Genomic DNA, 25,941 nt, shown 5'->3' with positions numbered 1-25,941 from the left:
GTCACACCTCCAGAATCTTCTCCACTTCAACGGGCACTATGGCCGACACACCGTTTACCATGGTTACACCGTGCAGAAGGTCCGCCGCTTCCATGACGATCTTGTTGTGGGTGATCACAATGAACTGTGTCTGTCTGGCGTTTTCCTTCAGCAGCATCTTGAATCTTTCCGCGTTGTAATCGTCGAGGGGGGCATCCACCTCATCCAGTACGTAGAATGGGCTTGGTTTTATCTCCATGAGGGCAAAAAGAAGGGCGATTCCCACGAGTGCCTTTTCCCCACCGGAGAGAAGGTTCAGTTTCTGATCTCTTCGACCGGGTTTCCTTATGGATATCTCGAAACCTGCGTCGAGGATGCTTTTTGTCTCGGAAACCACGTTGATCCTGCCTTCTCCACCGAAGAACAGAAGTGAGATCAACCTGTTGAAACTCTCGTTCACCTTCTGGTAAACGTCGAAGAGAAGGCTTTCAGCTTCACGATCTGTCTTCTCTATGATCTCTTCGAGTTTTCTTTTCGCTTCTTCGAGATCTTCTTTCTGTTTCAGGATCTCTTCGTATTCCTCCCGCAGTTTCTCGTACTCATCTATCGCTGTGAGATCCACCGGACCGAGGAACTTTATTCTGTTCTCAAGGTCTCTCATGGATCTGTATATCTCCTCAAGCTTTTCATCGGAAAGTTCTTCCACCTCTTCTTCGTCTCCGGAGAACTCTCCCAGGATGTTTGCTATCTTCATTCTGCTTTCCTGAAGTGCCAGTTCCACCTGGTGAAGGTGGTTTCTCAGCTTCTCCTTTTCCTCTTTCAAATCGTTCATTCTTCTTTCAATCTCCTGAAGTTCTTTCATCTTTTCCTCTTTTCCTGTTCTGTGAAGTCGCATGGTCTCGAATATGCTGTCCATCTCCTTTTTGAGATGCTCTATTTCCCGTTCGTGTTCTCTTATCGTCTGTCTGTACTTTTCCATCTCTTCTTCGAGTGCTGACATCTGGGATTTCAGGTCTTCCATCTCCTCATCGAAGCGCTCTATCGTTCTTCGCGTGTCCCGCATTTCCCTTTCATAACGCTCTTTTGTTTCAAGAAGGTTCCCCACTTCCGCTTTGAGTCCAAAAAGTTTTTCGTTTATCTCGTCGATGATCTTCCTTTCTTTTTCCAGTTCTTCAGAATACTCAGAGAGGACCTCCCGAAGTGATTTTCTTCGCTCTTTCAGTCCGTCCATTTCTTCGAAGATCTTCTCTCTTCTTGCCCTCAGACCCTCTTCCTTTGCCCTGTACTCCGCGAGGAGATTTTCCAGGTTCTGTACTTCGTCCTGCATCTGGTTTATGGATCTCAGTATTTCAGAGAGAATCGTCTTCGTTGAAGAAGATTTCTTGGAAAGATCAAAAAGCTCTCTCTGAACGATCGTTTCCTGTTTTTTCAAATCTTCCTGCTCTGTTTTCAGGGAAGCAAGTATTTCTTTCTTCTCAAGGATCGATTTTTCTGTCTCCTCCATCTCCTGTTCTACGTGTTTCAGCCTTATTCGCCTTTCGAAGACGTTGCCGGATCTTTCCTCCCTTCCACCCGTGATGGCACCCCGTCCACTTATCAGTTCTCCATCCAGAGTTGCTATTCTCGTATTGAGACGGTACTTTTTCTTTATCCTTATCGCATCGTCGAGGGTTTCCACAACAAAGGAATTTCCAAACAGAAATCCAGAGAGTACCTCCAGATCGGGGGGAAGTTTCACAAGATCTACGGCGTAACCGATGAATCCCTTTTCCTTCTCCAGTTCGGGTATTCTATTGAAGGAACCATCTATCAGATCGAGCGGAAGTATGGTGACCCTTCCCAGCGTGTTTTGTTTCACGAACTCGACGATCGCCTTCGCCGTATCCACATCCCTCACAACGATGTTCTGCGACATTCCACCGAGAAGAACGCTGATGGCGAGTGAGTACTCCTCTTCCACCTCGAGAAGGTTCGCCACCACATCGATGAGCCCAGCAAATCTCTCTTTCTCGTCGAACACGGCCCTGACCGCCCTTGAAAAACCCCTGTATTCCCTCATCTCCCTCTCCAGCATTTCTTTCTCGAACTGAAGTTCTCTTACTCTCTTTTCCAGATCCTCTATCTCGTGGGAAAGTTCTCTGATATTTCTTTCTGTTTCTTCGATGCTTTCTCGAACGGCCTTCAGTTCTTCTGTGAGTCTTCTTTCCTCCTCATCGAACTCTTCCACTCGCTTTGATATCTCCCTGAATTCTTCTTTCTTTTCCTCAAGTTCTCTTCTTCTTGCAGAGATCTGATTTTCAGTGATCTTCCTTCTCTTTTCCAGGTCTTCGAGGTTTTCACCGATTCTGAGAAGCTCGTTTTCCATCTTCAGAATCTGTTTTTCTATATTCGATACTTCTTCTCTGAGCCTCATGAACTCCTTTTCCTTTTCATCGAACCTCGAAAGGATGGATTCCTTCTCTTTTTCCAGAGAAGCAAGTTCGTTCGACTTTTGCTCGTACTCACCTGCTATCCCCTTGAAGATGTATTCCATCTCCTCCAGTCTCTTCGTGTACTCTTTCTTTCTTTTTTCCAGTTCGTCGAGCCTTGTGGATATCTCGACGTATCTGTTCTCACTGCTTGAAAGTCTCGAAGAATAAAGGTTCTTCATCTCCTGCAGATCGCTCTGCCTCTTTTTGTAGTCCTCGAGCAGCCTTGTGTACCTTTCTATCTCCTGATCCATTTCTCCAAATTCACTTCTCAGAGTACTCCATTTCGTCTCGAGTTCCACAAGTTCCTTCTGAATATCCCTTATCTTCCTGTTGGTCCTTTCTTCCTCTTCCTGGTAGAACTCCAGTTTTTTCCTTTCCCTCTTCAGAACGTTTCCGTAGTAGAGTTTCTGAAACTCTTTCAGCTGAGAGGAGTACTCTCTGTACCTTTCTGCCCTCTTTGCTTTGAGATACAGAGACTTCATCTGACGCTCTCTCTCGTACAGTACATCCTTCACCCGGTCGAGATTGGCTTTTGTTCTCTCGAGGTTTGCCTCCGTTTCTTTCTTCTTTTCCCTGTAGATCGAGATGCCTGCGGCCTCTTCCAGAAGGAGTCTCAGTTCTTCCGGAGAGGCATTGACCACTCTGTCTATCTGTCCCTGCCCCACAATGGAGTAGAAGTCCACTCCAAGGCCTGTTCCTGCGAAGCGATCTTTTATGTCTTTGAGTCTGACGGGACTGCCGTTCAGGTAGTAGGTGTTTTCTCCCGTTCTCTTCAGTTCACGGGCAACCGTGATCTCCTCTCCGTTCTCTTCGAAGACGAGCTCCACATAGGCAGAACCTGCAGGGGGAAGGTTTTCAGATCCGGAGAAGATCATGTCGAACTTTTCGCTGGCTCGAAGTTCCTTCTTTGACTGTTCACCGAAGACCCACTTTATGGCGTCTATGATGTTGGACTTGCCACTTCCGTTCGGGCCGACGATGGCGGTCACACGATCGGAGAAGGTGATCAGAGAAGGCCTGCCGAACGACTTGAAACCCTTCAAAAAAAGCTTTTTCAATCTCAAACCGATCCCCTCCTACACGTTAGATTTTATCATCCTTTGATGCTAAAATTGACATGGAAGGAGGTGAAGGCATGCAGTACAGAGATTTCGGAAAAACCGGGGTGAAAACGTCTCTTCTTGGTTTTGGAGCGATGAGACTTCCCGTGATAGGAGAGGATCACTCAAAAATCGACGAAGAAAAGGCGATCGAGATGATCAGATATGCGATCGACCACGGTGTGAACTACGTCGACACGGCCTATCCATATCACGGTGGAAACAGCGAAAAAGTCGTTGGTAAAGCCCTGAAAGATGGCTATCGAGAGAGGGTCTTTCTTGCCACGAAGTCTCCCGTCTGGCAGGTGGAAAAACACGAGGATTTCTACAGATATCTGGATGAACAGCTCGAAAAACTCCAGACAGACCACGTGGACATGTACCTGATGCACGCACTGAACAGGGAAAGATGGGAAAAGATAAAAGAACTCAGGTTCTTTGATTTTTTTGAAAAAGTGAAAGCAGAGGGGAAGATCAAATTTGCTGGCTTTTCCTTCCACGACAGGTATCCTGTCTTCAAAGAGATCGTGGATGGATACGACTGGGATTTCTGCCAGATACAGCTCAACTACATGGACGAGAACTACCAGGCCGGTCTGAGAGGCCTCAAGTATGCTGCCTCAAAAGGTCTTGCCGTTGTGATCATGGAACCTTTGAAGGGTGGAAAACTCGCAAGGCTTCCTGAGAGAGTGATGAAAATCCTTGAAAAGTACGGAAAGGACTGGTCTCCCGTCGAGCTGAGTTTCAGGTGGCTCGGACACCATCCAGAAGTCTCCACGATACTTAGCGGCATGAGCACACTGGAACAGGTGAAGCAGAACGTGGAGATCATGAGTAAAATCACACCGAACAATCTCACAGAAGAAGACATGAAGATGATAGAGGAGATAAAGAAAACGCTCGAGTCTTTCGCAGTCATAAACTGCACAGAATGTGGATACTGCATGCCCTGTCCGAACGGAGTGGACATCCCTGGAAACTTCAGACTGTACAACGAAACCGTGATGTTCGAAGACTGGGAAGGTGGCAGAAGAACGTACAGATGGTTTGAGAGTCAAAAGTCTGCCGCTTCTTTCTGTGTTGAATGCGGAGAGTGCCTCAGCAAATGCCCACAGAAACTCGATATACCGAACCTTCTGAAAAGAGTCCACAGGGAGCTGGCAGGGGTCAAATGAAGAAGATTCTCTGGCTGGCACTCCTTGCGGGTGCCGTTTTTCTCATCATCCATTCCTTTTTGAACGGAATCTTTCTTCACACGGATCTTGAGATCTACTGGAGAACCGTTCTCTCCAGAGTCATTTTTCTTTTTGCTTCTTTTCTTCTTATCGTTCTCTTTCATCTTGTCGACATGAACGTTTCGTTCATGGGTGCTGCTTTGCTGTTTCTTGGTGCACTGATGAACTTTCTGGAGGTCTTTTTTCTCTTTCCCGACTCGTTTTATCTGGTGAAGTTCATTTTCTACCTGGCCGGCTCTTTCCTGATCTTCTTTGAAACCTTCAAAGTGATGCTCAGACTGAAAAGACTCACCCTGATGTTCAGAGGGCTCTTCAACGAAAACAACGACATGGTGATCTTCTACGATGTGAACGGAAAGATCGTCGAGGTGAACCCCGCTACCGAGAAGTTCCTGAAGTACACAAAGGAAGAGTTGATAGGAAAGACCATCGAAGACATTTCCTCTTCGGATGAAACGGTCACACTCCGGATGATGTCGCTTTCATATCCTGAGAGTTCTGTCGAGCCGCTGGAGAGAGAGTTCGTTTCAAAGGACGGAGAGATCGTTCCGTGTGAGAGCAAGTTGATACCCATATATGAAGGAAAAACGGTTGTTCTGATACAGGAAATCGCAAGGCCAATTTCCGAGATAAGAAAAATAGAAGACCAGATCAGAAGAGAAAGGCAAAGGTTTCTCACATATTTCAACAACATACCCGTTTTGAGCATCATTCTGAGGGAAGATGGAACGGTGGAGGACATAAACGAAGCAGGATGCAGACTTTTGAAGACGGATCGAAAGGACCTTCTGAACAGAAACTGGTTCGAACTCTTTCCTGAGAGTTTTCCAAAGGACCTTTTTGAAAAGGCCTTCAAGGAAAAAGTTATGCACGAAGGTATCATCAGAGACGGAGGAGAAAGAATCGTACGATGGGTGTTCATCCCCCTCGAGGAGAACCGTTTGATGGTGGCCGGCATCGATATAACCGAGGAAAGAAGAAACCTTCTTTCTCTGGAAAAGGACAGAAAGTTCTACCATCTCCTTTTGAACCTGTCAGGCAGTCTTCTGTCGCTTGGATGGAGTGATTATGTGTTCAAACAGTACCTGCCCTTGATCGCAGAGGTGTTCGACGCAGAAGATGTGGCTTTCTATGAGAAGGAAGATGGAAAGTATCACCTCAGAGTCTCACTTGGCAGTTCTTTTGAAGAGAGTCTGTCTGACGTTCCAAAGACCATCACATGTGAAAACGGTGTCCTGAAAATTCCTCTGGAACACGAAACAGAAACTTTCGCATTCTTTCTCATCACATGCAGAGAACCTGACAGAGACTTTCTTGAGATGGCAAAACTTTTGAAGAACCAGTTGGAACTTGTTTACTGGAAACTGAAGGGTGAAGAGAGAATCCTCTGGCTTGCAGAACACGATCCGCTCACAGGTGTTTACAACAGAGAGGCGTTCGAAAGCAGACTGGTTTATCTGATGAACCTTTCGAAGAGGTACAACAGAAAACTTTCCTTTATTTTCATCGACCTGGACGATTTCAAGCACATAAACGATTCGAAGGGGCATCTTGTGGGAGACCGTGTCCTGAAGGAGTTCGCCAGAACACTCTCCACGCTTTTGAGGAAATCCGATATCGTTGGAAGACTCGGTGGAGATGAGTTTGGGATAGTCCTTCCTGAGACGGACTTCAATGGAGCAGAAGCCATGATCAGAAGGATAGAAGATCGTTTCAGGGAACCTGTTGTCGTGGATGAAGACCGCTTTCTGGTGAAATTCAGTTACGGAATCAGTGTTTTTCCTGACGATGGTGAAAGTATAGAGGAGCTCATGAAAGTCGCAGATGAAAGAATGTACATAAACAAATTCAGGAAGAAGGAGGAAAAGGATGATGGATAGGCCAAGAAGGTACAAGATCTTCATGGACAAAAAGAAAAGAATTGCCCTCATAGCACACGACAGAAGAAAGAGAGACCTTCTTGAGTGGGTGAGTTTCAACCTTGGAACACTCTCTCAACATGAACTGTACGCCACCGGCACCACGGGGGCCCTTCTTCAGGAAAAACTCGGTCTTAAGGTGCACAGGCTGAAAAGCGGTCCTCTTGGTGGTGATCAACAGATCGGTGCGATGATAGCCGAGGGAAAGATAGACGTTCTCATCTTCTTCTGGGATCCTCTGGAACCACAGGCACACGATGTCGACGTGAAAGCACTCATAAGAATCGCCACGGTGTACAACATCCCCGTTGCCATCACAAGATCAACGGCAGACTTTCTGATCTCCTCACCTCTCATGAACGACGTGTACGAGAAGATCCAGATAGATTACGAGGAAGAACTGGAAAGAAGGATCAGAAAGGTGGTCGAGGGAGAAGAAGACTAACCACACCCTGAGCAACCACCACAGCTACCACCACACGAAGAAGAAGAACCACCCTGAACGGAGAAGGAGACCTTCCTGTACACCCTTTCCTTTTCTCTTGAACCACACCGGGGACACTTCACCTCTTCCAGCCTTGTGTAAGAGGTGAACGTGGTGTATTCCTCTCCACAGTTTTTACACCTGAAAGTATAAGTGGGCATCGTTTCATCCTCCCATCACGTAGTGTTTCCAGTAGTTCCTCAGGAAGATCAGAAAAGGAAGTGCTATGAGAACACCACCAAAACTGAAAAGATCACCGAATATGAGAATGGTGATCAGTATTATGAACCAGTGGATGTTCAAAGCACTGCTCTGTATCCTGGGAGCCAGAATCCACATCTCCAGTTGATTCGCCGCCACGAGGATAATCGTTCCTATGAGAAGCCCGTACAGGCCGTGCACGGAGAAAGAAAGCATCAAAAGAGGAATGGCCGAGATGATGACACCAAGGTATGGAACAAAATCCGTTATGAACGCAAGCATCCCAAGAAAGAAGGCACTGGGAATCCTGAAAAGAAACGCACCAACACCCACGAACACCCCAACGAATATCGCAACCAGAACCTGACCACCCACGAACCTTTCAAACTCAGAGTAGGTGGTTTTTAAAAAACGTTTTCCATCTTCAGGGTCTTTCGGAAAAAGATAAGAAACGTTCTCCTTCACAAGTTTCTTCAGTGACGAGACGATGAAAGACGTGATCACTATGAGAACTGCGGCCGTTATGAAGGACGGTACATACCCCACGATACGGTTCACAAGGGAAAGCGCCCCTTCTGAGAACGAAGCACTGATGTTGCTTATGATAGAACTCACCCATTCTGGTATTTCCATGTTTTCAAGCCCTGTTCTGACCCTATCTATCTCTGAAAAGACCCTCTGAGCCTCTTTTATGATAACGGGAAAGAAATTGACAGCAGAGTAGGCTATCATGAGAAATATCAACACATTCGCCAGAACACGAGAAAGAGACCTCGGTTTCTTTATGAACAGCCCCAAAAACCGTGCCACATAGTCAACTATTATCGAAAGATACAGTCCCATTACCAGAGCGGTTATAATGAAAGGAGAGAGTTTTGCAAGAATCAGAAACAAAGCAAGATACAAAAGAGCAAAGTGCCTGTTTTTCATTCTTTCACTCCTTTCGATACTATTTTAGCAGAGGTGAATTCGGGTGGAGGCAACAAGAGGTCTTTTGATCCTGTTCGTTCTTGTGGGACATGCCATCGTTTCAGTGTACAGGGATCTGACGTTTTTCATCCCTTTTCTCAGGTTTGTGAGCCCGTCCGTATTTGTGTTCGTCTACCTCTTTGGCTATTCGCAGGGAAGAGTAAGGAAAAGACCTCTGAAGGTCGTTCAAAAGGCACTGTCTTTTTTTCTTTTTTATCTATTCTGGGGTTCTGTTGCGTTTTTTCTTTATCTTATTCTGGATGGAAGATACTCTGAAGTATGGGTAACGAGGCAAATATTCAACGTAGAAAATTGTTCTTTGTTTTCAAAATATCTTCTCACCGTCTTTTCCTTCAGTGGATCGTGGCAGTATTATTTTGTTTTCGTCGTGATCATCCTGCTTTTTGTATCCATTTTCATAAGAAATCCGGGAAGGATTCTTCCTTTTTCCTTTGCCGGTGCTGTTGTCAATTCATCAATTGTGAGCCTCTGGTTTTTGACAAAGAATGAACTTCTTCCACCGATTGAGGGAGCACTCATCACGTATTTGAATCCCATTCACTGGCTTTTTCCCTTTATCCTGGGATACAAGGATACTCATGAAGGAAAGAAACGTACCCTGAACAAAACCTCTCTAATTTTCTACATTGTTTTTCTTACCATTGGTCTTTTAGAATACTGGAATTCTCACAGGAAGTTCAATGGTTTTGTTGCAGACCAGTTCTCCCTTCCTGGAGTGGTCCTTGGGATATACAGCATTGGAGTGTTCTCGTGGATGGCCGAAAAAATGAACTCTCGAATCCTGAGGAGGATGGGGCGGTATTCTTTTCTTCTCTTCATGATACACATGCCGTTCCAATGGATGTTCTACGTGTTTTTGGACACGTTCATCGATCTTCCCGGATGGTGCTGGGTGCTGGTCATGGTGGGGTTTTCTGTCGCTTTCATGGAAATACTTCTCAGACTGTCAAGACTTCTTCCAAGAGCGCTTCGAAAAGTAGTCACTGGTTTTTAGGTTTTTTCCAACTTTTTCCTTCATTTTACCATCGTCCCCACTTGAAATTTCTGAGAGTATATAGTACAATTATCCCTGGAGGTTCCGGCGTAGCTCAACCGGTAGAGCGCCTGGCTGTTAACCAGGTGGTTGCAGGTTCGAGTCCTGCCGCCGGAGCCATTTTTTTGTTTTTATGCACTCCCCTTTTTCCTCCCCTCCTTCATCCTGTACATGAGTTCGTCGACCTTCACAAGGGTTTCATTCAGGGAACCCGTGAAAGGATGAACGCCATATGAAAACGTTGGATGAAACCTGGACTTCTCGAAATCAGAGAGGATCTTTCTGGTGATCTCTTCTGCTTTTTCGGGAGAGCAGCCTCTGAGGATTATGAGAAATTCATCTCCCCCCATTCTCACAACAGCATCGGACTGTCTTATGTGGTTTTTCACTATCTGAACCAGGTTTCGCAAAACTTCATCACCCGCATCGTGGCCATGAGTGTCGTTTATCTTCTTGAAATCATCTATGTCTATGTAAACAAACGTGTCTCCTTCATTCAGTTGAATTTCCGCGAAAATTCCCCGGTTGTATGCACCGGTCAGTGGATCGATCAGGCTTTTCGTGTGGACAATGGTGAGTTTTGTCAATAGATCTCTGTAATGTGTGACCAGAAAGTAAGTGAAACCTATGAACATTGCCACCATCCCAAGGTTGGAGATGAGTTTCATACCTTTCAGAGGAAAAATTATCACCAGGGCATCGTTTAAAACACACATTATGAAAAACAAAACAGAACCAAGTAGAACTTCGTGATTGGATACGATGGAGATGAAAGATAAGATAGATTGTATTCACAATGAGAACGAATGCTATGCTACTGATAAAACGCTCCATAGTGATGAGATCTGGAGCCATCCAGAGAACAACACTGGCGATCAGATTCAGCACAAGAATAACCCAGTCCACGAAACCTTTTCTTTCCTTTGAAAGGATTCCGGAAAAGCCCAGCAGTAAAAAGAAAAAAGCAAAATAAGCAGAACTTATTGTGGCTTTTCGAAACAGAAGCAGGGAAAGGGAGGAGTTCATATCTGAAAAATCGATTAGATCGAAAAGCCAGACAGCTCCCAGAACGCTGGCGATTCCAAGATACATGTAAATCCTTCGCTCTTTGGAAGAAAGGGAGTTCGAAAGAAGAAACATAACAGTTCCTATAGCAAGAGAAAGACCGATCGTTATTGGAATAAGAACTCTAACCATAAAAGAAAGCACCATGTATTTCCCTGTTTCGGATGAAGGTACGATGTAGACACCTGTCTCCGTTCCCACCCTGTACATACCACTGATTTCCAGGGTGATCTCACTGAATTTTTCCGGAAGTTCGAAAATGAGCGGCCAATTCCAGAAATATCCGGACCTTTTGTCAACAAATCCGTGACTTCCTATTTTCACCCCATCGACAAAAACGGCAAGGTAAGAATGGTACATCTGTGGAATGTACAGATACAGAGGTCCAGGGAAAGGCACTTCATCTCTGGAAATCCTGGCTGCCAAAAAGACTGTGAAAGGTTCCTTTGAGAACTTTTGAAAGGTTGATCCTATCTCCCCACGTTCATTTTCAAGAACCCAGCTTTCTATCAAAAAACCGTTCACCTTCGTTATGGAAAAGAAAAGGGAAAACACCAGCAAAAAGAGAAGGAAACTGACGGCAAAAGACGGGAAGTGATACTTAAAATACGCTGTGATCTTCAACATTCTACCTCCCGACATTCTGCGATCCACACACAAGTATATCAAAAAAAGGGAGCTCGCGCTCCCTTCAGATCTTCTGAACACCGTCTGCACTCTCTATTTCGTGGAAGGTGAGTTCTATTTTGAAACGATCCCTGTAAGCGTTTTTCAGTTCTTCTTTGATCTTCTCAAAAGCACCCTTTTTCGATAAAACGATCACACCTCCACCGAATCCACCACCGACCATTCTCGCACCCAGAATGCCCTCTCTTCCCTTCAGAAAATCCACGATGAAATCCGTCTCTTCGCAGGACACCTCGTAAAGATCTCTCAGGCTTTCATGGGAAGAGAAAAGAAGCCTTCCAAGCGTTTCGAAATCTCCCTCTTTCAACGCCTGAACGCTTTTCAGCACTCTTTCGTTTTCCTCCAGAACGTGCTGGGCACGCTTTTTCAAAACGTCCGGAAGTTTCTTCAGGTCTTCCTTTGTCACTTCACGAAAGCTTCTTTTTCCAAGAACTCTCAGAACCTCTTCACACTCCTGCCTTCTTTTGTTGTACTCGGAGGAGGAAAGTTCGTGCTTTACGTTGGAATCGACGAGGTTTATCTCGTAGCCTTCCAGTTTCAGGGGAACATACTCGTACTCGAGGGTCATCGTGTCCAGAAAGATCGCGTGGTCTTTTTTTCCGAAAGCGGAGGTGAACTGGTCCATGATGCCACACCTGACACCGACGAACTCCACTTCCGCTTCACGTGCGATCTTCACAAGTTCCAGTTTAGGCAGATGGAAACCGAAGTGCTCCGAGATCGCATAGGCGGTTGCCATCTCAAGTGCTGCAGAACTTGAAAGCCCCGCACCCATGGGAAGGTTTGACGAAACCGAGATCTTCACAGGGGAAACCTTGTAGCCTCTTTTCTCGAAGGCTTTGATAACACCGGAGATGTAGTCCGTCCACCTGTTCAGTTTTTCTATTTTTTCCATTTCCACCGTCTCGTTCATGTTCTCCGAGTGGAAGACGAACTTTCCTGAATCTTCTATCGTGAGAAAGACGAACCTGTTCACGGCGAAAGGAAGGACGTACCCGTCGTTGTAGTCGGTGTGCTCTCCGATGATGTTTATTCTTCCCGGTGCCTTCACCCTCATATCTCCACCTCCGTCTCCCTGAGCTGTCTTGCTGCCTCCTCCGGAACAACGGGATTTATGAAAGCCCATGTACCCGTCTCAACGCTTGCCATCCACTTTAACTTGTCCCTGTCTCTTTTTGGTGGATTGAACTCCACATGGAAGTGGAAAAAGTGAGAAACGTCCTCGCCGTTGAATGGTGCCTGAAAGAACATCATCATGTACGGAAACTCCTGATCGAAGAGTTTGTCGTACTTGGCGGTCACCACTTTCAATACTTTTGCGAATTCTTTCTTCTCTTCCTTAGAAAACTCAAGGAGCGTGCTCACGTGCCTTTTTGGATATATGTGCACCTCGTACGGAAAGCGCGCGTAGAAGGGAACAACCGCTACGAAGTTTTCTGTTTCGTACACCTTCCTTTCCTCTTCTTCGTTCTCGAGGATCTCGCAGATGGGACATCTTCTTTTTTCCTCGTACCACTTTCTCATCGCATCTATCTTCACCTCTATTCTTTTTGGAAGGAAAGGAAAGGCGTAGATCTGACCGTGTGGATGGGGAAGAGAGGCACCAACTTCTTTTCCACGGTTTTCGAAGATGAAGACGTACTTCACAAAATCGTGCCGGGAAAGGTCCCTGGTTCGGTCCACCCACATCTCAACGAGTTTTTCTATCTGTTTCAGAGGCATACCGGGGAGTGCGGTGTTGTGATCGGAGGTGTAGACCACCACCTCGCATACACCGCGGGACTCTTCTTTTCTGAAAGGTCCCTTCTCCTTCCAGTCCACAGGAGGAGGGTCCTTTTTGAGAGAAGGATATCTGTTTTCGAAGGTAACCAGATCGTACTCTTCGGGAAGTTCCAGTCCTCCCACACATATGGGACACTCCGTTTTCGAAGGCTGAACCGGTCTTTTCTGTGTTGCAGCGGAGATGATCACCCATTCGTCTGTGAGCGGGTTGTACCTGAGTTCCATCATTCTCTCTCACCCTCTTCGTAGAAGTAGAAGTTTCTTCCGTCTTCTCTTTTGACAACCTTCTTTCTCAGAGAGGACTTTCCCTCTTTTTCCAGATGGTACTCTCTGTTTTTGAGATCGACAACGAGCCTGGTGTTTCCAGAGATCGTGCCAGACGAGACGATCTCGTACTTCAGATCCTCTGTCATGATGTTCAGAACACGGGGCTTTCCCCCGAGAAGATCGAGTGTCTCTCTCAGAACCTTCCTTCCGTGCTCTTTCACAAGTGACAGGTCGTCACTTTCTATGATCATGTTGTCGAGGATCCCACAGGTGTACGAGTAGAGCTCTCTCTCTTTTGGGGTCAGTTCTGTTTTTTCCTCTCTCAGGATGAGGCAGTCCGGATCGTTCAGCCAGAGTCTGTCGTGCATGAAGTAACGTGTGATGGCATTTCTCAGAGCCCATCTTGCAGCGGGTGCTCCGTTGTCTTCTATTTGATCACCCCAGAAGGGTGTGGTGTCCGGCCCTATCCTCATGCCGTCAACGTAGCCCACCGCAGGAAGAAGGGGAGAGCCACATCCGAGTATGAACAAGTCTCCAACCGCCTTTCTGATCACCTCCATCCCCTTTCTGAACGCCTGAACGGGTGTGATGTTTTCTTTCCTCTCACCCGGAATCGCTCCTGCAAAGAGAAAGTCGATCTTGAAGTATCTGTAGCCCATCTTCTTGAGAGAGCTGAAGAGGTCGAAGAGCCAGTCCAGGACTTCTTTGTTTGAAAGGTCAAGAGCGTAGATCTTTCTGTTCCAGTTCCTGTACGCCATCTTTGGCATTCCGTTTTCCTTCACGACCCAGTCCGGATAGGAGTTGAACACATCCGATGTTTCTGAAACACTGAACGGTGCGGTCCATATACCAGGAACAAAGCCTTTCTCCTGTATCGTCCTTGCCATCTCGTCCACAGATGGGAAGTCTTTCTTCGTGACGAGCCAGTCTCCGATGTCTTTTTCATACGCGTCGTCTATCTGAAAGACCTCGAAGGGAAACTCTCCTGCAAGTTCCAGATTCTTCAAAGTCTCCTCCCAGGTGAGATCGAGGAAATAGTGGTACCAGCTGCACCATCCAACCGGTGTACGTTCTGGAATCCTCGCGCTGTTTTCCTTCCCGACGAGTTCAGCGTACTTTTCCAGAAGGAGAGAGGTGTTTGGATCTTCAAGAACGACAAAAGGTTCTATCGGAACGAAGTCATCGAACTTCACATCGAAGTACTCAAGATACGCAACAAGTTCTCCATTCTCTGCCGCAAAGAAAGGATGTGCGATCTTCGAACTCAAAAAACCGTATACTCTCCCTTCCTCTGCCACGAAGTAGTCACTCTGAAGACGGTTTTTGATCACATCCGGTACCACAGAGGCCGTGTACTGCCAGTTTGGATCTATCTCGGGTGGGGTGAAGGATGGAAGATCCACCACCCTGCAGGGTCCCCAGGACTGCCAGTTGTTCACGAGGAGTTTCTTCGGTGCGTTTGTCCGAAAGATCTCAAGCCTTCCGGGATTTCCCTTCACTCTCCCTGAAATCTTCCATCCAAGATGGATCTTCTCCACCTCGAACTCAACGGTGTAGTCCTTCTCTTTCAGAACGAAGCTCCCTTCTCTGAACGGTCTTTTGAAGATCTCCACACAGATCACCTCACATAGATGGTTTTTCCCGTGTTCAGACTGGTGGATACGAGGTGCTCTCCCCTCTTCAGTCCGTTCACTTTGAAGACCAGCGTTTCCTCTTTGAAGGGTGGTATAACCACCTTCTTTGCCGAATGTTCTTTTCCGTCCACAAAGAGTATGATCTGGTCTTTTCTGCTCAGTGGAGAATCGTTCAGAAGAGAAAGTTTCACTTTCAGGGTGTCTCCTTCGCGTATCATGTCCTCTGAGGACATCTCAGCGTGAAGTGTTTCAGAGATCGCTGGAAGAACCCTCCAGGATAGAATTTCCTCACTTACCCTCATTCTGAAAGAAAAGCGATACGGTTCTGGTAGAAGCCTGTACTCCAGGTGGGGCTGTGCCCCCCAGCTGTCGTCTCCTCCAAGTCCCATCTGTCTGTAGTCCACATTCACGGTGACAAAGTCCCTTTCTGGAAGTTCGTTCACGTGATCTGCCTTTTCCAGGTCTTCCATGGAGAACGGCCAGACACTGAAATCCACCACCGGCATGCCCGACACGAAAAGGTTCACCCTTCCATCGGAGAGAGCGAACCATCTCACGTCCGATCTGTTTCCTGTCTCCTGTGGCCTGACGTACCTGTGTATCATATCTTGAACAGTCCTTCTGTATCGAGCAAAAAGTCCGCTTTCTTTTCTGTCCCAGTAGGTCTCGTGCGGACCCCTTCCGTACCACTCAACGAACCTGAAATCTCCAGGAACGGCAAACTGAAGACCGATCCTTGGAATCTCCGGTACACCTTCTGCGGGAATCAGGGAAAGATCCACGAGGATGTCACCGTTTCCAAAGATGGTGTAGGTGAGGTACACCCAGCTGTTTCCGGGTACCTGATAGACACTCTGAACGGATACGCTGTTTTCTTCTTTCTTCCAGAAGAACATCTTGAAGAGTTTTCTTTCTTTTGATGCCCTCTTCCAGATGGATAGCCTCTCTGGCATTTTGTTTCCGACGTCGTTGTCCGTTGGAACCCTCCAGAAATTTGGAACGATCGATCCTGTCAGGATATTTCTTCCCCTGTACACGATGCGCTTCAGAAGGCCGGTGAATTTAGAGAACACAAGTTCTGTGTCCTTTGACCTCACAAAAAGATGTCTTCCATCTTCTGAGAGATCCACACTTTCTCGAACAACAGTCTTCTCAAAGGAAGGAGGTTTTATGAGGAACTGTTCCCACGCCACAACGTGTCCTTTCTTCGCCCAGAGGGTATCTTCAGAAAGGGAAAAACAGATCTCAAGGAAATACTCGGAGTCTTCCATCTCTGGAAGTGGTATCTTAAGAATTTTCTTTTCTCCTGGCCTGGCTGAGAGTTTGAACCTTTCTTCTCTCACCACTTCACCGTCTTTTCTGATCCTCCAGGTTCCATCGAACATCTCAAGATCTGTGAAGAGATACCCGTTCTCCACTTCGTAGGTGTCTTTTGCGATCTGGCGCACTTTGATGTTCTGATAGAATTTCTTCACCTCGTAAAGCTCTGGCTCGGGTGTTCTGTCGGGAAGGACCACTCCGTTGCAGCAGAAATTCTTGTCGTTTGGTTCATCGCCGAAATCTCCGCCGTACGCCCAGAATTCCTTTCCGTTTTCATCCTTTTTCCTGATTCCCTGGTCCACCCAGTCCCAGATGCACCCTCCGTGAAGATACGGATACTTTTCTATCACATCCCAGTAGTCCTTCAGATTTCCCACACTGTTTCCCATCGCGTGGGCATACTCACACATGATGAAGGGCTTTTCCCTCTTTCTTGAGGCGTACTCAAGAAGAACATCTATCTTCGGGTACATGAGAGAGAAAACATCCACGTAGTACGATTCTCCCCTTCTTGTTGTTCCTTCGTAGTGGACGAGTCTTGTGTTGTCCCTTTCTTTTATCCAGAGGGCGGCCTTTTCAAAGTTCATTCCGTCTCCTGCCTCGTTTCCAAGCGACCAGAAGATGATGCTGGGATGGTTCTTGTCACGCTCTACCATCCTTTTGATCCTGTCGAGATGTGCCTTCTCCCATTCCGGTCTGTTCGCAAGGGTCACTTCAGGAGCTTCACCGATTCCATGAGATTCGATGTTTGCCTCGTCTATGACGTAAAGGCCGTAGTAGTCACACAGATCGTACCACTTCGTCTGGTTCGGATAGTGTGATGTGCGAACTGTGTTTATGTTGTGCTGCTTCATTAGCTTTATGTCCTGAATCATTTCTCTCCACTGTCACCGCATGACCCCTGTCGGGGTCGAACTCGTGTCTGTTCACTCCCTTTATGTAGAGAGGTTTCCCGTTGAAAAGAAGCCTTCCATCCTTTACCTCCACCTTCTTGAACCCGAAGTTGACTTTTTTCTCGTCTTCTCCAAGTTCCACCTTCAAAACGTAAAGATGAGGAGTCTCTGCTGACCATTTCTTCGGGTCTTTCACTTCGAAAACAAAAGACAGCGTTTCATTCTTTGGTCCTACCCTCTCTTCCACCAGAGTCATTTCTTTTCCCTGTGGATCTGTGAGTGTGATAATGAGATCTTTTTCTTTCTCTTCTCCAAGGTTTCTCAGTTCCACGTCCAGAAAGATCTTTCCGTCTCTGTAATCTTCATCGAGGTCTGTTCTCACGAATATGTCTCTCACATGGAACTTCGAAAGTGCGTAGAGATAGACATCCCTGTAGATTCCTGCAAACCACCACATGTCCTGATCTTCCAGGTAACTCCCATCACTCCACTTCAGAACCTCCACACAGATCAGGTTCTTTCCTGGTTTCAAAACGTCTGTGACCCTGAACTCAGCGGGTGTGCAGCTGTCTTTGCTGAATCCCATCCTTTTCCCGTTCACCCAAAGATAGAAGAAAGACCGTACTCCTTCGAAGTGAAGAAAGATTTCCTTTTCAAACCACTCCTCTGGAACTTCCACCCACCTTCTGTATATCCCGGTTGGATTGTCGTCTTTTGGAACAAACGGGGGATTTGGCTCAAAGGGATAGACCACGTTCGTGTAGATGGGTTTCCCGTAGCCTTTCATCTCCCAGTTGCTTGGAACTTCTATTTCGTCCCAGTTTGTGTCATCGAAACCTTCCAGGAAAAAGTTCTCCGGAACCTCGAAGGGATTTTTTGCAAAGAAGAACTTCCAGTTCCCATTGAGCAGGATGAAGTCATCGGGATACTCCCACTCTCCTGTGAACGGATTGAGGTAGGGTATGAAAGAGGCATGAGGCTTTTCTGTTCCCTCACTCACAAGCTGAGGGTTTTCCCATTCGTAGACCATCTTCTCATCCTCCCAGCAGAAAACAGGCTGCTCTGTGTCCTGGGTTTACTTCCAGAAAAACCGGCTCTTCTTCCTCACACCTTTGTGTTGCGTGTGGGCATCTTGGATGAAACCTGCAACCTGAAGGAGGTGAAACAAGAGATGGAGGAGAACCAGGGATTCCCTCTCTCAACTGCTTGTCCCCCACTCTGGGAAGTGATTGTATGAGATATCTCGTGTAGGGATGGAGAGGTTCTTTAAAGATCTCAAGCGTTGGACCCTCTTCCACGATCTTTCCCGCGTACATGATTGCCATTCTTGTTGTGACCTGAGCATGGATACCCATATCGTGCGTCACCAGAACAATGGTGTTCTTCAGCTCTTTTTGAATTTTCTTTATAAGCTGTATGACCGCACGCTGTGCTACCACGTCCAGGGCAGTTGTTGGTTCGTCAGCGAGAATGATACGAGGTTTCAAGAGAGTGGCAAGTGCTATGGTAACGCGCTGCCTCATTCCACCAGAAAGCTGATGGGGAAACATGTCCAGTACCCTGGAAGGAAGGCCCAGGGCTTTTAAGTGTTCAATGGCCATTTCGAGAAACGTTTCTTTTTGCCTTCTCACGTGGCTTTTCAGGATTTCCATGAACGTGTCCCTTATACGCTTCACTGGGTTCAAAACGTGCATTGAGCCTTGAGGAATGTAGGAGATGAAACGCCATTTCAGGCGTCTTCTTTCTTCTTCTTTCAGTGACACAACGTTTACAGGTTTGCTGTCGAGCCAATAATTCAGTTCACCGCCAAACAATCTCAGAGGAGGCTCGAGGTTCGCAAGAAGAGTCTTCAAGAGTGTAGATTTTCCACAACCGGATTCACCTGCAATACCATAGATCTCGCCTGAAAAGATCTTCAAACTCACGTTGTCCACGGCTCTTATCGTTCTTTTTTTGCCCCAGAATTCCAGAACATAGTAGGCTTTCAGATTTTTACCCTCTACCAGCGTCTCCATCCACTCGCCTCCTCATACTTCTTCCCAGACAACCAGACTGTAAGGTTCTACTTTTCGATCGCCCAGAACGATCCGGGCATCATCCGGTATCTCCACTTCTGTTTCATGAGGTGAAAAGTTGAAAGCAAACGTGTACTTTCCTCTCTTTTGAATGCGCACACCCTCTGGAAGTCTTCTCACCGTGTACCCTATCTCCTTCATCAGTTTTTCGAAGAAATCCAGAAGAAATTCTCTGTCCGGCCAGAAGGCAAGATAGTACACGTTTTCTTTACGAAAGATCGCTCCGGGACCGTCTTCAAATCTTGCCACCACTTCCGCGATGGTGGGATCCACATCCTCTCTCCAGATCGTCACAGGGTACTTTTTCCCATCCCACAGAAGAACTTCAACGTTTCCTGTTCCAAGACTTTCAACCCTTTTTACCTCCACAGGTATGATCTCCTTCAGAAGACCGGGAGGCATCTCTTCTGGAATCTGGAAGGTTTCTGTTTTGCTACCGCTTCTTGGACCAATCACAAGAACACCGCTGTATTTTTTGAAGTTCTCCAGGGCCTCTTCCCTCACGATTGCAAGGCTTGGAACAACCACCATTCTGTAACCATCTAGAGGAGAATCAGCCGACACGATATCCACATTGAGGCCAAGCCCTCTGAGGGCACTGTAGAACCTGAGGACAAGATCAAGGTAATTAACACCTTCGCCGTGTGGCTGGATGGAAAACACCCACGCCGTCTCGTAATCGAAAACGAGGGCAACTTCACTCTTTACCGGTTCGCTCAGATCAACACCTTTCAGTTCTTCAAAGACCTGCTTTACCTCCTGATATCCCTGAGATGGAGATGAGTCCGGAGCAAGAAGGCCAGAGTGCATCTGCTCCTGTGCAAAGGGTGCCTGCCTCCACCTGAAGTAAGAAACCACTTCTGCTCCGTGTGCAAAAGCCTGCCAGGTCCAGAGCCTCACCGCACCCTCTGCCGGCCAGAGATTGTAGGGAGCCCAGTTCACAGGCCCTGCCTGCTGTTCCATCACCCAGAACCTTCCCCTACCCACACCACGATAAAGATCGTGTGAGAAGGAGATTATGTCAGGGTGTCCCACCCTGTTGAACGGGTTCTTGCTTTCTCCCTTCGCTCTCAGAAAGACTAGAGTGTGACCGAGTGGATAGTTGTCCCAGCTGGCAAAGTCCAGGTCTTTTGAGATTTTGTAGTGATCAAAGTCTGTGAAGCCAGCCATGAAGTTGTGCGTGACGAACCTTCCCGGAGAAAGTTCTCTTATGATCTCCACCTGGAGCCTGTTGAACTCTACCACCTGGTCTGAGGCGAATCTGTAGTAATCGAGAAGATGCGAAGGATTTGGACCTGCAGGTGTGAGGTTGGGAAGTTCTATCTCCTCGAAGGACCTGTATTCCTGACTCCAGAACACCGTTCCCCAGGCCCTGTTCAGTTTATCTATGTCTCCTTCGTATCTTCTCTCAAGCCATTTCTGGAAGGCTTTCTTACACCTTGGACAGTAACACCTCACCGTGTCGTGACAGCCGTACTCGTTGTCGGTCTGCCAGCCCACAACAGCCGGATGCTTTCCGTACCTTCCTGCAACAATGGAGACGATTCTCTTTGCTTCTTCCCGATACACAGGGCTGGAGAAACAGTAATGTCTTCTGGAGCCAAAGTTCTTCACTCTTCCTTCTCTGTCGACAGGAAGGATCTCTGAATGCTCGTCCACAAGCCACTTTGGAGGTGTGGCTGTGGGTGTTCCCAGGATGATCTTCAAACCCATCCTCTCGGCCGCTTCCAGCGTTCTGTCCAGCCATTCCCAGTTGAATTTTCCTCGCTCCGGCTCTATTCTGCTCCAAGCAAACTCTCCGATTCTCACGTACTCTATCCCGAGTTCTTTCATCCTTCTGAAGTCTTCTTCTACCTTTTCAACACCCCAGTGTTCCGGATAGTAACAAACTCCGAGCATGGCAGATCCTCCCCCTTCATTTTTTGTAAAGGTGGCATCTCACCATAGAATCTCCCACCATAATCTCAGGAGGCTTTTCTTCCCTACAAATACTCATTACTTCAGGACACCTTCCTGCAAACTTGCAACCCTTTCTCAGATACTCTTCATATTCCGTGTCCGCTATGGTGATCTCTTCTTTCCATTTTTTCTCAGGGTCGGGTTCCGGTATAGATTCACGCAACAGACGCGTGTATGGATGCTTGGGATCTGTCAGCACTCTTTCCACCGACCCCATTTCCACAATGTCCCCTCGAAACATGATCGCTATACGATCGCTCACGTAATAGGCTGTGGCCAGATCATGGGTGATGTAAATGACACTCACTCCGAGCTGGTCTCTGAGTTGAGCAAAAAGGTTGACAATGGACATTCTGAGAGAGGCATCCACCATGGAGACAGGTTCATCTGCTATCAGGAGTGAAGGATTACTTAGCAAAGCACGAGCGATCAGGGCTCTTTGAAGCTGCCCTCCAGAGAGTTCACTTGAATAGCGACCATTTATGTCTTCGAACCTCAATCCGACGAGTTTTAATTTCTCGTCGATCAATCTTCTGGCTTCATCGTTTGTAGAGGCAAGGGCGTAGTTACGTACGGTTTCGAAGAATATATCGTCTATACTGAGAAGAGGATTGAAGCCTTCAAATGGATTCTGAAACACTGCCTGCACCTTCTTCATGAATTCCTTTCTTTTCTTTTTCCATTCATGGATACTCACACCCTCAAACACGATATCACCAGACGTTGGTTCTTCAAATCCCAAGATCATTCGCGCTGTTGTCGTTTTCCCACATCCACTTTCTCCTGCCAGAGTGAATATCTCTGCATTTCTTAAAGAAAAAGATATATCGTCAACCGCTACAATTTTTGTTCTGAATATCCATGATCCCACAGTAAACACCTTCGTGAGATTCTTTACTTCAAGAATAGTCGCTTTCACCTGTGACACCTCCGTTATTTCCTTCCAAAGCCAATTCTTTGAAAACGAGCCCTTGGGTCCAGATATTCACTTACACTGGTGGATAACCAGTAGAGGGCCACAAACAACAGAATTGCAGCAACGATTGGTGCAACCAACCACCACCAGAGTCCGAGAAAGAGAGCCTGCCTGTAAATCGCTCTCTGAAGCATTGTTCCAATGGTGGGAACGGTGGGATCGATACCGAGCCCCAGGTAAGCGAGTGTGATCTCCATACCTATTGCCCACGCCATGTTGTTTATGAATGTTGTAAATATGATTGGAAGAACGTGAGGAAGCAACTGTTTGTAGACGATCCTCAACGTTGACATACCGGAAAGAATCGCAACAAATGTGAAATCTCTTTCCCTTAAACTGAGTACCTGCGACCTTATCACCCTCGCGTCCCAGGCCCAAGAAAAGAAAGCAAGAAGAAGTCCCAGGTTAAAAAAGGACTTCGTCCAGTCTCTGAGAATCATGGAGATCACAATGAGCACGATCAAAAACGGAAGAACCATGGTCGTATCTCCTACTGTCATCAAGACACGATCCACTGCTCCTCCTTTGTAACCTGACAGTATTCCCACAAAAACAGCTATTGCACGTGAAAACAACGCTGTAACAACGGCTATCATCAGAGAGTTTCTCACAGCAAAAGTGAGTCTCCAGAAGACATCCTGCCCAAGCCAGTTGGTACCCAGCGGATGCTCAAGTGAAGGAGGAAGACCACGTGGTACCTGGTAAATTCTTATAGGATCATAGGGCGAAAAATGCGACAGCACAGAGAGAAATATCAGCAATACCAGTACAATGAAAGCAACCGTGAATCTGTAATCTCTGAAGAGATCCTTGAAGACTCCCCAAACTCGCTCCATGATCTTCACCCTACCTTCATCGATATCTCACTCGTGGATCGAAAAGGGGATAAACAAGATCAAGGAAGAGAATAGAAGTAGTCACAGCAACCGTGGAGATACACATGATTCCCATGATCAGGTTATAGTCAGCTTTCATAATGGCATCGTACAGGATCCATCCTATTCCCGGGTACGCAAAGACCATCTCTGTGATCAACGCCCCAGAGAATATCCCTCCAAATTGAAGGCCCAGCTGGGTTATCATGGGAAGCATCGCGTTTCTGATCACATGATTGCGAACTATCATTCTTTCTATTACTCCCGCCGTTTTCGCGTACCAGACGTGATCCTCAGCTTTCACAACCTGGACCATGAGTTTCATACTCTGAAATTGCCAGGCAATACCCACTATCAGGAGTGTAAGAGCAGGTAAGGTGCCATGTTTTATAATGCTAATAACAGTTTCTAAACTGAAGGTAAGTTCGCGTCCCACGCCTATTCCGCCGCTCAAAGGAAAAATAGGAAAGACATAGGCAAAGAGAATCAAGCAAATCAAAGCCATCACATAGTATGGGATGGGTCTTATGATCATAACTATCACATCGAGAGCTTCCATCCAGCGTTTTCTATAGTAACCCACTATTCCCCCGGCGATCACGGCCACTATCCAGCTCAGAATCGTCGTGAGAGAAAGCAAACCCACCGTCCACGGAAGAGCCTGTGCAATGAGTTGTGTGACAGGAATCGGGTATCTGGAAAGTGAGGGCCCAAAATTCCCTGTGAACAACCTCTTCCAGAAATTCACATACTGATCCCATAGAGTTCCTTCCAGCCCGTAAAGCTGCCTCAATGTTCTCATCATCTCTTCCTGCTGCTCGGGGGGAATATAGACACCGAAAGTTTGATATTGCTGGAGCTGTTGCTTTATAGGATCTACAGGTAGCAACCTGGGTAAGAAGAAAATCGCCGTGAGTCCAAGAAACGTCACAACAAAGTACTGTAACAACCTTGGAATGAGATAACTTTTGATGAACGCCATTCACCGTTCCTCCCTGAAGAATGGGGGTGGAGTGTTCCACCCCCAGGCATTTTATTTTCTACCAGCTGGCTGAACTTTATGAAGGAGGTATTTCAGCTGTGGCCATGTTGTGAAATTATCGCACCGCGCATAATCGTTATCTGGACTTGGGAAGTTGGTCCAGTAGTATTCATCGAAGACGATCGTTATAGGACAGTTGAACACGGGTATTGCTATCATTTCTTCAATCTCTATCTTCAATCCTTCAACACCGAGTTCTATGATCTTATCGTAGTCGTTCCAGTCCGTCCTTTCTAGTTCTTCTATGATTTTGTCCATTCTGGGATCGCTCCATCTCAGAGCACTTCCAAGGGTCAATTCACCTATAGGTTTCACGAAATCACTCCTGAAGGCATTGAAACATCTGTAAAGATCCGGATGGAATCCCCAGGGTTCTCCCGCAAATCCTCCATGTGCGGTGTTGACCACTTCAAACCGCCCTTCTCCTGCGAGCGTTGAAGCAGCCGCAGAAACGTTGTATTCGACCTCTATTCCAAACTCTTTCCACTGCTCTGCTATTCCTTCTATGATGATATTTGCCATGTCGGTTGGATCCGGTCCTCTGAGAATGGTTATTTTCCACAGATCTCCGTTTGGAAGATGCCACTTTCCATCCTTGTCCCTGTAAAATCCATGCTTCTTCAAGAGTTTCTCTGCTACGTTCGGTGCGTATTTCCACCAGCCATAACCCAGGGTTAAACGTACTTCTTCCTCGTCGTTTGGATCGATGTCCACCTTGTACATCTTCCGTGCCCAATCAAGAAGCTTCCAGGGAGCCTGAGGATCCCAGGGTTTGAAGGTTTCTCCATTCCCAAGATCGAGTGTGAAATCCTCAAGCCATGGTTCCAGTCGTTTGAAGTACCATTCATAGAAGTTTTTGTTCACAACCAGTGGAAGTCCAGGTGTCATAGCCACCATTCCATCGTAGGTGGAGACTGCCAATTTTACTATGTCTATAGACAATGCGAGTGCCCATCTAACGTCTTTAATGTCATAAGGATAAACCATGTGGTTGAAACCAGGACCTCTGGTGGAAATGTCCCTGGGATCGATATAAGGCCATGTTTTCCTGTAGCTCCGCGTGGTTTTGCTTGCTCTCAACAGCGTGATGAGTTGTTCAGCGGTTCCCTGGAGAACATCCAGTTCATGTCTTAGCATAGCCATGGTGTTCTTCTCAGCGGTACCGTAGTTGATGAAAAGAACATATTCAGGTACAGGCTCGCCGAAGAGTTTTCCAGTAACTGTTCTCTGCCAGTCTTTCCTCTTCTCCCAGAGCACCCAATATCCTGCTGGATCATAATCCTTCAAAACATACGGTCCTAAACTCACAGGTGGGTTGAAATCATAGGAAACGACATCCTCCACCTTCTCGAAAATATGTTTTGGCATAGGTCTTAAAGCGCCCCACCTTTCAACAAAGTAAGCATGGAATCTGCTGTTTGGTCTTTTGAGTTCCACCACCACCGTGTACTTATCCAGTGCGTAGACATCTTTTACATCCTGCATTGGTCCGTGATAGTCTAACCCGGATGTGTCTCTGACAGTCTTGATCGTGAACACAACGTCATCTGCTGTGAATTCAACACCGTCGCTCCAGTAAATCCCTTCCCTAAGTTTTATCGTGAGTTTGGTGAAGTCTTCGCTGTATATCGGTGGTTCGGCTGCGAGAGCATTTATAATACCGCCCTCTTCAGGATTGGGGTTGATAGTCCACAATGGCTCTGTGACGAACTGGTGTAAACCACAGTTCTGTGCGCGCCAACCTGCCCAGAGATTCCAATTCCCCGGGACTGGAAGTGGTGCGAAAAGGAAAGGCAGAATCAGTGTTTTCTCCCTAGGTACCCCAGGTGGCAGTGTTTGCCCCAGCAACAGTGAAGCAATGGATAGTACCAAAAAGAGGAACACCAAAAATTTCCGCATGAAAATCCCCCCTTCTCTGGAGTCATGTAAATGATACCGTGAACGTTTATGTAAG

General features: G+C 46.8%; 19 protein-coding genes, 1 tRNA gene and 1 pseudogene. 7 read left to right on the top strand and 14 right to left on the bottom strand.

Going from position 1 to position 25,941, the window contains the following annotated elements; translation table 11 throughout:
- Position 1 precedes the first annotated feature (1 nt).
- Complete coding sequence (smc, locus tag CTN_RS06975; RefSeq protein WP_015919864.1) at positions 2-3,514, bottom strand: chromosome segregation protein SMC; 3,513 nt, start codon at positions 3,512-3,514, stop codon at positions 2-4.
- 71 nt (positions 3,515-3,585) lie between these two features.
- On the opposite strand from smc, the gene CTN_RS06970 reads away from it, so the two are divergent.
- Genes CTN_RS06970 through CTN_RS06960 form a run of 3 tightly spaced genes read left to right on the top strand, consistent with a single transcriptional unit; the run spans position 3,586 to position 7,149 of the window.
- A complete protein-coding gene (locus CTN_RS06970) occupies positions 3,586-4,725 on the top strand; it encodes an aldo/keto reductase (protein WP_038067805.1) in 1,140 nt (379 codons plus the stop codon).
- Entirely contained in the window at positions 4,722-6,665 is a 1,944-nt protein-coding gene (locus CTN_RS06965) for a diguanylate cyclase domain-containing protein (RefSeq protein ID WP_015919862.1), read from the top strand. The genes CTN_RS06970 and CTN_RS06965 overlap by 4 nt, the downstream gene beginning before the upstream one ends.
- Positions 6,655-7,149 carry a methylglyoxal synthase gene (locus CTN_RS06960; protein WP_015919861.1) on the top strand — a complete coding sequence of 165 codons (495 nt, stop codon included), beginning with the start codon at positions 6,655-6,657 and terminating at the stop codon, positions 7,147-7,149. The genes CTN_RS06965 and CTN_RS06960 overlap by 11 nt, the downstream gene beginning before the upstream one ends.
- Here CTN_RS06960 and CTN_RS06955 read toward each other — a convergent pair.
- Together CTN_RS06955 and CTN_RS06950 are read right to left on the bottom strand one after the other, a co-directional pair.
- On the bottom strand, positions 7,146-7,349 hold the full coding sequence (locus tag CTN_RS06955) for an FmdB family zinc ribbon protein (RefSeq protein ID WP_015919860.1): 204 nt from the start codon (positions 7,347-7,349) through the stop codon (positions 7,146-7,148). The two genes, CTN_RS06960 and CTN_RS06955, sit on opposite strands and share 4 nt — an antisense overlap.
- Positions 7,350-7,353: 4 nt before the next feature.
- Entirely contained in the window at positions 7,354-8,319 is a 966-nt protein-coding gene (locus CTN_RS06950; protein ID WP_015919859.1) for an AI-2E family transporter, read from the bottom strand.
- A gap of 43 nt (positions 8,320-8,362) precedes the next feature.
- Between CTN_RS06950 and CTN_RS06945 the strand changes: the two genes are divergently transcribed.
- Positions 8,363-9,373 (top strand): acyltransferase family protein, encoded by a 1,011-nt coding sequence (locus CTN_RS06945; protein ID WP_015919858.1) that lies wholly within the window; start codon positions 8,363-8,365, stop codon positions 9,371-9,373.
- Positions 9,374-9,456: 83 nt separating this feature from the next.
- Positions 9,457-9,532, top strand: a tRNA-Asn gene (locus CTN_RS06940).
- Positions 9,533-9,543: 11 nt separating this feature from the next.
- Here the strand turns inward: CTN_RS06940 and CTN_RS09735 are convergent.
- Positions 9,544-10,080, bottom strand: coding sequence for a GGDEF domain-containing protein (locus CTN_RS09735; RefSeq protein WP_161595591.1), 537 nt, complete (start codon positions 10,078-10,080; stop codon positions 9,544-9,546).
- A 128-nt stretch (positions 10,081-10,208) separates the two neighbouring features.
- Between CTN_RS09735 and CTN_RS09905 the strand changes: the two genes are divergently transcribed.
- Together CTN_RS09905 and CTN_RS09925 are read left to right on the top strand one after the other, a co-directional pair.
- The gene (locus tag CTN_RS09905) at positions 10,209-10,385 is read left to right on the top strand and encodes a hypothetical protein (RefSeq protein WP_156095830.1); all 177 of its coding nucleotides are present in this window, start codon (positions 10,209-10,211) and stop codon (positions 10,383-10,385) included.
- Between the two features lie 135 nt (positions 10,386-10,520).
- Positions 10,521-10,658, top strand: coding sequence for a hypothetical protein (locus CTN_RS09925; RefSeq protein WP_161595590.1), 138 nt, complete (start codon positions 10,521-10,523; stop codon positions 10,656-10,658).
- Between the two features lie 510 nt (positions 10,659-11,168).
- Here the strand turns inward: CTN_RS09925 and CTN_RS06925 are convergent.
- From CTN_RS06925 to CTN_RS06880, 10 genes and pseudogenes are all read right to left on the bottom strand, one after another.
- Positions 11,169-12,221 carry a galactokinase gene (locus tag CTN_RS06925; RefSeq protein ID WP_015919855.1) on the bottom strand — a complete coding sequence of 351 codons (1,053 nt, stop codon included), beginning with the start codon at positions 12,219-12,221 and terminating at the stop codon, positions 11,169-11,171.
- Positions 12,218-13,174 carry a galactose-1-phosphate uridylyltransferase gene (gene galT / locus CTN_RS06920; RefSeq protein WP_038034311.1) on the bottom strand — a complete coding sequence of 319 codons (957 nt, stop codon included), beginning with the start codon at positions 13,172-13,174 and terminating at the stop codon, positions 12,218-12,220. The genes CTN_RS06925 and galT overlap by 4 nt, the downstream gene beginning before the upstream one ends.
- Positions 13,171-14,826 (bottom strand): alpha-galactosidase, encoded by a 1,656-nt coding sequence (gene galA / locus CTN_RS06915; RefSeq protein ID WP_038067799.1) that lies wholly within the window; start codon positions 14,824-14,826, stop codon positions 13,171-13,173. The genes galT and galA overlap by 4 nt, the downstream gene beginning before the upstream one ends.
- Before the next feature lie 5 nt (positions 14,827-14,831).
- A pseudogene (lacZ, locus tag CTN_RS06910) lies at positions 14,832-18,090 on the bottom strand (beta-galactosidase LacZ).
- 4 nt (positions 18,091-18,094) lie between these two features.
- Positions 18,095-19,075, bottom strand: a complete 981-nt coding sequence (locus CTN_RS06905) for an ABC transporter ATP-binding protein (RefSeq protein ID WP_015919850.1) — start codon at positions 19,073-19,075, stop codon at positions 18,095-18,097.
- 12 nt (positions 19,076-19,087) lie between these two features.
- Positions 19,088-21,034, bottom strand: a complete 1,947-nt coding sequence (locus CTN_RS06900; RefSeq protein WP_015919849.1) for a beta-galactosidase — start codon at positions 21,032-21,034, stop codon at positions 19,088-19,090.
- A 16-nt stretch (positions 21,035-21,050) separates the two neighbouring features.
- Positions 21,051-22,022 (bottom strand): ABC transporter ATP-binding protein, encoded by a 972-nt coding sequence (locus CTN_RS06895; protein ID WP_015919848.1) that lies wholly within the window; start codon positions 22,020-22,022, stop codon positions 21,051-21,053.
- 5 nt (positions 22,023-22,027) lie between these two features.
- Complete coding sequence (locus CTN_RS06890; RefSeq protein WP_038067945.1) at positions 22,028-22,906, bottom strand: ABC transporter permease; 879 nt, start codon at positions 22,904-22,906, stop codon at positions 22,028-22,030.
- 16 nt (positions 22,907-22,922) lie between these two features.
- Positions 22,923-23,927 carry an ABC transporter permease gene (locus CTN_RS06885; protein ID WP_015919846.1) on the bottom strand — a complete coding sequence of 335 codons (1,005 nt, stop codon included), beginning with the start codon at positions 23,925-23,927 and terminating at the stop codon, positions 22,923-22,925.
- Between the two features lie 51 nt (positions 23,928-23,978).
- Positions 23,979-25,886, bottom strand: a complete 1,908-nt coding sequence (locus tag CTN_RS06880; RefSeq protein ID WP_038067794.1) for an ABC transporter substrate-binding protein — start codon at positions 25,884-25,886, stop codon at positions 23,979-23,981.
- Between the last annotated feature and the right edge of the window lie 55 nt (positions 25,887-25,941).

Origin of the sequence: Thermotoga neapolitana DSM 4359 (assembly GCF_000018945.1) — a bacterium.
GTDB lineage: Bacteria > Thermotogota > Thermotogae > Thermotogales > Thermotogaceae > Thermotoga > Thermotoga neapolitana.
This window is presented reverse-complemented; position numbering and strand designations above follow the sequence as displayed.

Excerpts from the sequence above, each read along its gene's own strand:
- CTN_RS09905 (WP_156095830.1), top strand. The coding sequence starts at position 10,209 with ATGAGAACGAATGCTATGCTACTGATAAAACGCTCCATAGTGATGAGA.
- CTN_RS06965 (WP_015919862.1), top strand. The coding sequence starts at position 4,722 with ATGAAGAAGATTCTCTGGCTGGCACTCCTTGCGGGTGCCGTTTTTCTC.
- galT (WP_038034311.1), bottom strand. The coding sequence starts at position 13,174 with ATGATGGAACTCAGGTACAACCCGCTCACAGACGAATGGGTGATCATC.
- CTN_RS06925 (WP_015919855.1), bottom strand. The coding sequence starts at position 12,221 with ATGAGGGTGAAGGCACCGGGAAGAATAAACATCATCGGAGAGCACACC.
- CTN_RS06905 (WP_015919850.1), bottom strand. The coding sequence starts at position 19,075 with ATGGAGACGCTGGTAGAGGGTAAAAATCTGAAAGCCTACTATGTTCTG.
- CTN_RS06960 (WP_015919861.1), top strand. The coding sequence starts at position 6,655 with ATGATGGATAGGCCAAGAAGGTACAAGATCTTCATGGACAAAAAGAAA.
- CTN_RS06890 (WP_038067945.1), bottom strand. The coding sequence starts at position 22,906 with ATGGAGCGAGTTTGGGGAGTCTTCAAGGATCTCTTCAGAGATTACAGA.
- CTN_RS06900 (WP_015919849.1), bottom strand. The coding sequence starts at position 21,034 with ATGCTCGGAGTTTGTTACTATCCGGAACACTGGGGTGTTGAAAAGGTA.
- CTN_RS06950 (WP_015919859.1), bottom strand. The coding sequence starts at position 8,319 with ATGAAAAACAGGCACTTTGCTCTTTTGTATCTTGCTTTGTTTCTGATT.
- CTN_RS06880 (WP_038067794.1), bottom strand. The coding sequence starts at position 25,886 with ATGCGGAAATTTTTGGTGTTCCTCTTTTTGGTACTATCCATTGCTTCA.
- CTN_RS06955 (WP_015919860.1), bottom strand. The coding sequence starts at position 7,349 with ATGCCCACTTATACTTTCAGGTGTAAAAACTGTGGAGAGGAATACACC.
- CTN_RS06885 (WP_015919846.1), bottom strand. The coding sequence starts at position 23,927 with ATGGCGTTCATCAAAAGTTATCTCATTCCAAGGTTGTTACAGTACTTT.
- CTN_RS06970 (WP_038067805.1), top strand. The coding sequence starts at position 3,586 with ATGCAGTACAGAGATTTCGGAAAAACCGGGGTGAAAACGTCTCTTCTT.
- CTN_RS09735 (WP_161595591.1), bottom strand. The coding sequence starts at position 10,080 with ATGAAACTCATCTCCAACCTTGGGATGGTGGCAATGTTCATAGGTTTC.